We start from the raw sequence: 5734 nt of genomic DNA, 5'->3' as shown, positions 1-5734 counted from the left end.
CAGTCGGGCGGCGTGACCTCGTTGAAGACCACCCAGACGGCCTGCGGCGGGAGCTTGCAGACCTCCGTGATCGTCTCCGTCACGCGGCGCGCGATCTCGTCCTTGCGCTCCTTGGGATGGCCTTCGTAGAGGGTGATGTTGACGAACGGCATGGCGCACCTCCGTCGGCGCTGACGTCGGGAAATTGCCCGGTAACGTACCACGCGGCGAAGCGGGGCGGCAAGGCGGGCGCGGCTCAGTTGCCTTCGAGCACGCGGCGGGCGAAGTCGAGCATCAGCGCATGGTGGTCCATGGCCTGGTCCACCACCAGCGAGCCGTGCCCGGCGTCGAACCAGTGCACCTCGATGGCCTTGCCGAGCGCCTTCATCTTCGCTTCGTATGCCTCTACCGAGCGTGCCGGCGCACGCGTGTCGTTACGACCTTGGATGATCATCACGGGGGCCTTGACGTGTTGCACGTAAGTCATCGGGGAGCTGGCCGCGTAACGTTCGGGCTGCTCGTCCGGCGTGCCGCCGAAGCGCGCGGCACGCAGGTTACGCAGCGTGTCGGTCGTGTCCTCGTGGGCGATGGCCCAGTCGGCGACGGCGATCCCCGCCATGCCCCCCGCCCACAGCGCGGGTCTCGTCCCGAGTGCCTGCAACGTGAGGTACCCGCCGTAGGACCAGCCGGTCACGAAGACTCGCGAGGGGTGGGCGATCCCTTCCTTGACGAGCCACTCGCGGGCCGCGACCATGTCTTCGACCTCCCAGCGCCCGATGTTGCCCCAGATCTGCTCGAGGAACGCCCGCCCGAACGTCGTCGAGCCGCGATAGTTGATGCTCAGGAACGCGAACCCGTGGTCGATCCATGACTGGCTCGAGGGAACGAACATCTCGGTCATCGCGGCCTCGGGACCGCCGTGGACGTGCAGGATCGTCGGGAACGGGCCGATCGCGTCGGGCACGGCGAGCCAGCCCTGGATCTGCTGTCCGCCCGCGGACTGAAAGGCGACCGACCGCCACGGACGGCCGGGTGGGACGTCGGGCGCGGGCAGCAGTATCCGCGCTGGCCCGCCTGTCACGCTATCGAGCGCGATCACCTGAGGAGGATGCGTCGAATCCTCCCACAGAGCGTGGATCGCGCCGTCGGGCGCCCAGTACACGTGGCCGTACGTGCCGCTGGGGTGCCGCAGCGGCGTCAGCGTCGCCTCACGCAGGTCATACACGTAGAGCCGCTGGACGGCCCGCGCGAGCTGGACGAGGAGCAAGCGGTCGCCGTCCGGGGACCAGTCGGCGGGCTGGACGTCGCCTTCGAGGTCGTCGAGGGCGATGTCCACGCGCGAGCCCCGAGTGACGTCCCAGATCAGTGGCCGGTCGACGCCGCTCCTATTGCTGAGGCCCAGGAGACGCCCGTCGCCGGAGAGCGGCGCGAAGGCGACGGCCCCGAGGCGGCTGTCGGCGTCCGCGGCCTCGCCGAGGATGCGCTCGGTCGCCGTGTCCAGCGCGACCAGCTCGTAGCGCAGGCTCCGAGCCTCCGGGCTGGCGGCCACCACCGCAAGCGCGCCGTCGTGCGAGAACACCGGACCGATCAACAGCCGCGGGCGGCTATGAATCCGGCGCGGCGGCCCGAGCGTGCCATCGGCGGCGACGTCGATGACGTGGACGTGGTAGGCGCCCTCATCGGCGGTGACGAAGCCGAGCCGGTTCCCGGCGCCGCTGGCGGCCAGGCCGAAGGTCGGATACGGCGGCACGCCCGGCGTGATGCTCACAGCGGTGCCGCCCTCGAATGGGATCCGCACGAAATGGCCGAGCTCGTTGCCGCCGGCGTCGTCGTGATAGTAGACGAAGCGGCCGTCGGGCCCCAGGACGCCGGCCATCACCCCGGTGGGACGGCTCGTCAGCGCCCGGAGCCGCCCGGACGCCAGGTCCCACGCGTGCAGCTGGAACGCGCCGGACACGTTGCTGGCGACGAGACCACGCGCGGAAGCGCCGGCGGCGACCTGCATGCCGCGGATGAGCGGCACGCGGAAGCGCGCTTTCCAGGGCGGAGAGGGGTTCGCCACGGCTCCTCCTGACGTGCGGAATTGTATCAGCCGGCTCACGCCCGCCAGCGGCGGCACAAATCGCGCGCGGCCTCCGCCCAGATCGGGAACTCGAACGCGAACCCCTGCTGCACGAGCCGGCCGGGCACGACCCGCCGGCTCTTGAGCACTAGCTCGGTCTCGCTGCGGAGCAGCCACGTGCCGACCTCCAGCATCCACGCGGAGGCGGGAAGGCCCAGCCGCATCCCCCACGCCTCGCGCAGCGCGCGCATGAAGTCGGCGTTGGGCAGGGGATGGGGCGCGGCGAGGTTGACGGCGTCGTCGACCTTGTCGTGCTCGATCAGCCAATAGACGGCGCGCACGAAGTCCCGGTCATGGATCCACGAGACGTACTGCCGGCCGTGGCCGGCCTGCCCGCCGAGGCCGAAGCGCACGAGGCGCAGCAGCAGGTCGAACACGCCGCCGCGGTCGGGGCTCATCACGACGGCGGCGCGCAGCGCCACCTTGCGCGTGCGCGGCGTCGCGGCGGCCGCGAGCGCGCGCTCCCACGACGTGGCCACGTCGATGCTGAAGCGCCACGTGTCGGGCGCCCCGGGCTCGGCGCCGCCCAGGATGCCCGTGGCCTCGTCGTTGGGCGCGTCGTAGCGGTGCGCGTAGATGGTGGCGGTGCTCATCTGCAGCCAGACGCGCGGCGGCCGCGCGGCGCCCGCGATCGCTTCGCCGACGACGCGCGTGCTGTTCACGCGCGACTCCTTGATGGCGCGTCGGTTGGCCGGCGTGTAGCGGCAGTTCACGCTGCGGCCGGCCAGGTTGACGACCACGTCCGCGCCCTCGAGCTCGCGCGTCCACGGCCCCAGCCTCGCCGCGTCCCACGCGGCTACGCGCCACGGCGCCCGCTGCAGCGCCCGGCTGAGCACCACGACCTCGTGGCCGTCGCCGTGGAACGCGCGGGCGAGGATCGTACCGACCTGGCCGGTGCCGCCGGGGAGGAGGATTTTTACGAGGAATTCTCGAGCCGCAACGATTTGGACGGCCTCGCGCCTGGCTTCATAGCCGCCATATTACGCGCGGCGGTCGCGGATCGGGGTCAGTCACAATTGCCGAAGCAGCTGACCCTCCATACACCATCGACATCGCGTTGCAGGAACATCTCGCCGCTGTCGCGATCGTCCGAGACGTTCCGTGTTCGATAGCGTGCCCGATCTCCCGAAACGACTGGAGGCGTGGAGCGTACTGCGAGGGAATAGAGAAAGCTGCGCGCCAACCCCGGCATCTCGGGCGCGTTGAGATCGGGCGATTCCTTGCCGCGAATGCTCGAATGCTCCAGGAGTCTCGCCTCGTCGAGATCGCGACGCTCCAGTGCGGACCAATAGGCGACCCAGAGGCGCTGCGCGTCCTCGGGGGAAGGTGGCCCGACTGTCGGCTGTAGCCGATAGGGAAGGCCGCAGCCGAAGCAGAAGAATCGCCAGACGCCGTCCACGTCACGGCGTAACACGATCTCGGCTCCGGCGAACGGGAACAGCCCGGAGCGCGTCGGTGCCGTGGTACAGCGGGTACGGAAACTGGCGCGATCACCACCGACGAGCGGTGTCTGCGGCTCGATCGAACACAAGGTCAAGAACGAGCGCGCGTCGGCCTGGACCTTCGGATCGAATCCCTCAGCAGAGGTACGCAGGGTGCTGTGGACCGTGCGGTTCCATTCGACGACGTCGCCGCGCTCGACGGCCGACCAGTAGGCGTTCCACACACGCTCGGCGTCCTCGGGTGAGGGGAACGTGGTCATCGTTCGAGTGGCGCATCCAACGGCGAGAGCGAGCGCGGGCGCCAGCGCGCGCCATGCGGAGCGCATCAGTAGCGCCCTCCGACGGGCGGCGCCTGCGAGGCGCCGAGGATAGCCTTCTTGATGGGGCCTTGAACTCTCGGGTCGCTCGTGATGGCGATGTGATTCGTCCCCGTGATCAGGATGTTCTCCGCGCCGCCGATCTCGAAGCCTCGGATCAAGATGAGGTAGCGACGCTCCTGGTAGTAGTTCGTCAGCGGGAGCCCGGGCGGAATGGTCGTGCTCGGATCGACGAACGGATCGATTGTGAAGACGCGGTCGGGTGTGATGCCGAGTCTCAGCAGCTCGAGGGCTGCCTTCACGGCAGCTTCACCGCCCTTGCTGTGACCGATGATGTACACGGGCCGCCCCGCGCGGGCGGCTTCTCGCGCCTTCGCTACCACTTCGTCGATCTGACCGCTGTTGAATGTGATTACATCACCGTTGACGTCCAGCGCGGTCGCGAGATCGGTCATGCCCTGATTCAAGATCTCGCTCGAGCCGCCGGGCCCGGATGACGCCAGATTGCCGTAGATGATGAATTTATCCAGTCCGAACGGGTCGATCGCGTTGATCGGATTGTTGAGCACATAGGCATAGCGGTTGGCGCCGAGTCGCAGCACGAGATCCTGGCTCAGGAACCGATGGAGTCCCGGCGCGTAATAGCGCGCCCGATAGTATAAGAGGCCGGTCTCGTCGGCCTCGCGAGCAGTGAAAGTGATCGGATTGTTCGAGGTGGCGCCGCTGGCCGTCCACTCGCCGAAGGGGGCATAGGAGTACTGCGTCGTTACAGCGCCGGCGGCGTTGCTCGTGCCGATGACGGTGCCGAGACCATCGGTGAGATAGACCTCGTCGGCGCCGCGAGCGATGGGCGAATCGAGGCCGAGGAGTCGCAGATACGGCAACGTCACGCCGTCGCGGGTCTCCGTCGCGACGTCGGGGCCGTCGTAGAGATACTGTGTGGTCGCGCCGTTCACGGTCTTGCGGACTCGCCGGCCGAAGACGTCATAGCTGAACGACGCCTCGACGGTGGGTCCCGTCAACGCCACCAGGCGATTCCGGCTGTCCCATTGCAGCGTGCTGGTGCCGGTGTCGTCCGTGATTGAGGTCGTGTTGCCCTCGGCGTCGAACGTCAGCGCCGCCCGGCCGAATGCCAGCTGCCGATTGTGGTCATCGTAGGCGGCTCCGTCGATCGCTCCCGGCAGGAGGCTCTGCGCGAGGCTCCCTCTGATCCTGGTCACGTTGCCGCCCGCGTCACGCGCATAGATGAGGTCACCAATGACCGTTGGGCCACGGCGGTACCTGAGTCCTACGAGGCGGCTCGCCTCGTCATAGGCGAGCTCTTTGACGATGCCGTTCGGGAGTGTGACCGTCGTGAGACGCCCGGCGTGGTCATACCCCAGCTCAACGATCTGGCCGCCGGTCTCGACGCGCGTCAGCTGGGAGGCCGCGTTGAAGGCGTAGGCCGTCGGCGTCGCCCCTGTGGCGAGCCGTTGCTTGCGCCGGCCGAGCGCATCGTAGCCGTAGCTCACGGCGCCGAGGGCGGTCTGCACGCCGGCGAGCCGATCGAGTCGATCGTATTCGTGGACGACGGTGCCCGCCGCCGAATCCGTGGCGACGACGGCGCGGTCGGCGGCGTCGTAGGCGAACGTCGTTACGCTGCCGTCGGCATACGTCGCCCCGACTCTGCGATCGAGCTCGTCGTACCGATGCGTCGTCGCACGCCCGTTTCGATCGATGTGCATGACGAGACGGCCGCCCGTGTCATAGCCATAGGTCTCGGTCACGCCCTGGGGATGCGTTCGCGCCACCAGGCGATCCATGACGTCGTAGGTGTGCGTGATCGTGCGCCCGAGGGCGTCGGTTACGGCGATGAGGCTTCCGTTGCCGTCATA

5 protein-coding genes are annotated in these 5734 nt (G+C 68.7%); all 5 read right to left on the bottom strand.

Translation table 11 applies throughout. The features are described 5' to 3' along the window. Positions 1–152, bottom strand: a 152-nt coding sequence (locus E6J59_19260) for a 4-oxalocrotonate tautomerase (protein TMB16338.1), incomplete at its 3' end; no start/stop codon positions are given. An 83-nt stretch (positions 153–235) separates the two neighbouring features. Continuing rightward, the gene (locus E6J59_19255; GenBank protein ID TMB16337.1) at positions 236–2041 is read right to left on the bottom strand and encodes a S9 family peptidase; all 1806 of its coding nucleotides are present in this window, start codon (positions 2039–2041) and stop codon (positions 236–238) included. Between the two features lie 35 nt (positions 2042–2076). Then, positions 2077–3045 carry a TIGR01777 family protein gene (locus E6J59_19250; protein ID TMB16336.1) on the bottom strand — a complete coding sequence of 323 codons (969 nt, stop codon included), beginning with the start codon at positions 3043–3045 and terminating at the stop codon, positions 2077–2079. 62 nt (positions 3046–3107) lie between these two features. After that, positions 3108–3869: a hypothetical protein gene (locus tag E6J59_19245; GenBank protein TMB16335.1), complete on the bottom strand. Its 762-nt coding sequence runs from the start codon at positions 3867–3869 to the stop codon at positions 3108–3110. Beyond that, positions 3869–5734 (bottom strand): RHS repeat-associated core domain-containing protein (locus E6J59_19240; GenBank protein ID TMB16334.1); only part of this gene is annotated, 1866 nt, incomplete at its 5' end. The genes E6J59_19245 and E6J59_19240, both read right to left, overlap by 1 nt.

The sequence above is a fragment of the Deltaproteobacteria bacterium genome (assembly GCA_005879795.1).
In the GTDB taxonomy this organism is placed as follows: Bacteria; Desulfobacterota; Binatia; order DP-6; family DP-6; genus DP-6.
The sequence above is the reverse complement of the archived record's forward strand: the minus strand, read 5'-3'. Positions and strand labels throughout refer to the sequence as shown.